This is a genomic window from Pseudorhodoplanes sp. (assembly GCF_046289595.1).
In the GTDB taxonomy this organism is placed as follows: domain Bacteria; phylum Pseudomonadota; class Alphaproteobacteria; order Rhizobiales; family Xanthobacteraceae; genus Pseudorhodoplanes.
Genome location: NZ_JBKBVB010000207.1, coordinates 1 through 3,794, shown reverse-complemented (window position 1 = coordinate 3,794; position 3,794 = coordinate 1). Strand labels below are relative to the sequence as shown.

Here is a 3,794-nt window from a genome sequence, read left to right as displayed (position 1 = left end):
CAAGCATGGCCTTCTCGTAGGCGGGCTCGATCGCGAGCACGTCCTTGGGCGAGGCAAATGCATAGACGACGCCAAACGGGGTCGGCATGCAGACCTGCAGCCGCACATGGTCCGGAAATTCGCCGCGTTTCTTGGCCGCCTGCAGATCGAGATAGGACGCGCGGGCCTCGCGCGCATAGCCGAGCTCGCCAAATGCAATCTCGCCGGGGTCGACGCCCTCGGCGAGGGCCAGCAGGGGAAATTTCGACGTCGCGCGCACCGCGCCCGACGGGTCGGGGCGCAGAAACGGACTCGAACGCAGCAGCGGGTATTGAAAGCTCGCCCAGAGCCGCCGCGGCCCGATCTCGCCATCGGGCACGCGCTTCAAGCGCCGGCCGATCGTGCGGCCGACGGTGCGGAAAATCTCGTCCACCGAGTCGAGGCCGATGCTGCCGACAAGATAGACGCTGTCGGGAAGTCTCCTGGCCGATGCCATCATTTTCCTCATCGCATGAAGACGTTGGGATGCGAATGCGGACCGGACGTGCCGGCCCACCCGTCGCTGTCACGGAGCGATGAGATTCTTGACGTTCACATCGCCGCGGATCATGCCTTGCGACTTCATGATCGAGACCCACGGCGCGAGATGGCTCTCGTTCAGCTTGGAATCGAATTTGGGGATGCTGACGGAGGCGACCGCCGGCGGCGGCACTTTCAGCGCCTTCGCGACAATCGCGCGCGCCTCGTCCGGATGGGCGTGAGCATAAGCTGCGCCCTCATCGAAGCCTGCGCGGAACGCCTTGATCGCGTCCTGGTTCTTGGCAGCCCAGTCCCGTTTGCTTGAGAAGACCGTGATGCTCATGCCCGCCGGCATGTCGCGGATGAAATGCGCCATCAGTTCACCGTTCTTGGCCCCGGTAATGCGCGCCATGAACGGTTGAATGACGACAACGGCGTCAACCGAGCCCGCTTTCAGAATGCCGTCCATTTGCGGGAACACCGTCTCGATGAACTCGACCTTCTTCCAGTCGACGCCCTTCATCGTGAGCCATTCCCGGAACATCACATGCAGGAACGCATTGAGTCCGGGAACGCCGACCTTCTTGCCGACGAAATCGGCCGGGGTTTTAATATTGGCATCGGGCCGCACCACGATGCCGAAATTGCTGTCGGTCTTGACCGTCTCCGTGTAGCCGGACACCGCGACGTGATCGAGCCCGCCATTGACCGCCTGTAGCAGCACGGACGCGGTCGGCATCGCAATGTCGACCTCGCCGGCTTCGAGCGCCGCCGGATTTTGCGAATTGAGCGGGATCGGCTTCATCGCCACCTCGATCCCATGCTTGGCGAAGAAGCCCTTTTCCTGCGCCAGCAACACCGGTGCGAGATCGAATACCTGCTGATGCCCGAAGGTGATCTTCTTTTGCGCCACCGCAGGCGTGACGGCGAGCGCAAGAAAGGCTGCAAAGACGAATGTGTATAATCTTTTCATGCTTTCCTCCTTTTGATCTGGCCGCGCGGGTTTGTCCCGCGTTGGTTTTTCGATAGGCGCAACGTCAAATCATGCGCGCCGCGCGCCCTTGCGCTTCATCTCCTCTGTAACGTCTCCTCGATCGATGTCCTCTCGATTGAGGCCGTCCCCGACGCTTGCTGCGGCGAGGCCCTCAAAGGCGCCGGCGAGAAACGGCAAGGCAAAGTCATAGGCGCGCTCCAGGTCGCGGCTGGAATAGGCGCGGCGCGAGATCACGCTGAGCAAGTCGTTCGCCGCGAATATCCCGAACATCACCGAAACCATATGCGTGTAGCCGCGCGCTGCGGCCTCTTTCGAAAGCCGCGGCTCGGCCTGCTCCAATGCACCGAGGATTATGTCCTGGGTCTCCTTGAAGTGACGCGTGATCAGCCGGGTCCAGCGCTGCTGCTGGCCGGTCTGCGCCAGCAACCGGCCATAGGCGCGCCATCCTGCACCGCCTTCCAGCATCAATTCGAGATAGGGGCGCAGAAACACGTCGACCACCTGGCGGATATCGGGCTTTCCCTTCAATCGTTCAAAGGCGGCGCGGCGGCGCGCATTCAGCTCGTCCGAGCGCCGCGCGATGATCGCCTCGAACAGCTTTTCCTTGCTCTGGAAATGGTAATTGATCAGGCCGAGCGGCACGTGCGCTTTGGCCGCAACGTCGCGCATCGAAACGATGTCGAAACTCGCTGCAGCGAACAGGTTTTCCGCCGCATCGAGAATGGCCGTTCTGGTGTTCTCGCCGTTTCGCAAATCTTGGTCCGATCCGAAAGCCGTTGACAACCGACTTGTACAGTTGTTCAACTCTAGCGCAAGAGCGGTCCGGTTGCGAGTGCAAAGTTTGCCGCAGCAGAAAACGAGGCCGACGCGCAACGATTTGGCACTGCAACATCGGGTGCGACAGGGAATAAGCCAGGGAGCGAACATTGGGTTTCTTCATTGGAACGGATGTGGGCGGAACCTTCACCGACGTTTGGGTCTCGGCGGATGACGGCCAAACCCGGGTCTTCAAGTCGCCGACCACCGCCGATGTGCTCGGCGGCGTGATCGATGCGATCGGGCTCGCGGCCCAAGCCTATGGGCTGAGCTTCGAGCAGTTCTGTGCGGGGATCGAGCGCTTCGGCCATGGCACAACCGTCGGACTTAATGCCCTGCTGACCGGCAATGCGGCGAAAACCGCCATCCTCACCACCAAGGGTTTCGGCGACACGCTGCTGATCGGTCGTCTGAAGCGCCAGACGTCGGGCATGAACGAACTGGAACGGACCGACGCCTATCTGCGCAACCGGATTCCGCCTCTGGTACCGCGCGATCTTGTCTTCGAGATTGACGAGCGAATCGACGTCAAGGGCACTATCGTCAAACCGCTCGACGAGGCGCAGGCGCGCGGCGAAATTCGCAAGCTGAAGGCGCTTGGGGTCGAGGCGGTTGCGATCTGCACCTTATGGGCCACCCACAATCCGGTTCACGAGAAGCGGTTGCGCGAGATCGTGACGGAGGAACTGCCTCACGCCTTCGTCAGCCTGTCGCACGAGATTTCGCCGGGTGTCGGCGAATATGCCCGCATGTCCACGACCGCCGGGAATGCCGCGCTCGGCCCGCTCGCCGGCCGCTATCTGTCGTCTCTGGAAGAGAAGCTGCAGAAGGCCGGCATGAAAGTGCCGGTGCTGATGATGACCTGCGCCGGCGGCGTGTTGCCGACCGCGGTGCTCAACGACCGCCCAGCCTTCGCGCTGTTTTCGGGACCGGCCGGCGGCGTGATGGGTTCGCGCGCCACCGGCGCGCAGGCCGGCTTCGACAATATCGTCACCATGGATATCGGCGGCACCAGTTTCGATGTCGGCGTGATCGTGTCGGGCAAGCCGGTGATGCGCTCGGAAATCTCGGTCGCAGGCGCCGATATCCGCGTGCATTCGATCGACGTGGAATCGATCGGCGCGGGCGGCGGCTCCATCGCCTATGTCGAATTTGGCGAATTGCGCGTCGGTCCGCGCAGCGCCGGCGCCAATCCGGGGCCGGCCTGTTACGGGCGCGGCGGCACGAAGCCGACCGCGACCGATGCCGACCTCGTGCTTGGCGTGCTCGATCCCGACAATTTCATCGGCGGGCGCATGAAGCTCGATGTCGACGCCGCAAGGCGGGCCATCGAGGAGCATGTCGCAAAGCCGCTGAACATCGGCTTGACCGAGGCGGCCTGGGCGATCCGCCAGATTCTCGACAGCAAGATGGCCGATCTGTTGCGCCGCATGACCATCGAACGCGGCTACGATCCGCGCGACTTCACGCTGCTGGCCAATGGCGG

Annotated in this window: 4 protein-coding genes; 1 reads left to right on the top strand and 3 read right to left on the bottom strand. The window is 62.7% G+C overall.

Features of this window, described 5'->3' with window-relative positions:
- From ACK41X_RS23000 to ACK41X_RS22990, 3 genes are all read right to left on the bottom strand, one after another.
- Window positions 1-475: hypothetical protein (locus tag ACK41X_RS23000; protein WP_409728518.1), on the bottom strand; the 475-nt coding region annotated here is incomplete at its 3' end.
- Between the two features lie 69 nt (window positions 476-544).
- A complete protein-coding gene (locus tag ACK41X_RS22995) occupies window positions 545-1,471 on the bottom strand; it encodes an ABC transporter substrate-binding protein (protein WP_409728515.1) in 927 nt (308 codons plus the stop codon).
- Between the two features lie 69 nt (window positions 1,472-1,540).
- Window positions 1,541-2,245, bottom strand: coding sequence for a TetR/AcrR family transcriptional regulator (locus ACK41X_RS22990; protein ID WP_409728511.1), 705 nt, complete (start codon window positions 2,243-2,245; stop codon window positions 1,541-1,543).
- Between the two features lie 173 nt (window positions 2,246-2,418).
- Between ACK41X_RS22990 and ACK41X_RS22985 the strand changes: the two genes are divergently transcribed.
- The coding region (locus tag ACK41X_RS22985; RefSeq protein ID WP_409728509.1) for a hydantoinase/oxoprolinase family protein at window positions 2,419-3,794 on the top strand (1,376 nt) is incomplete at its 3' end.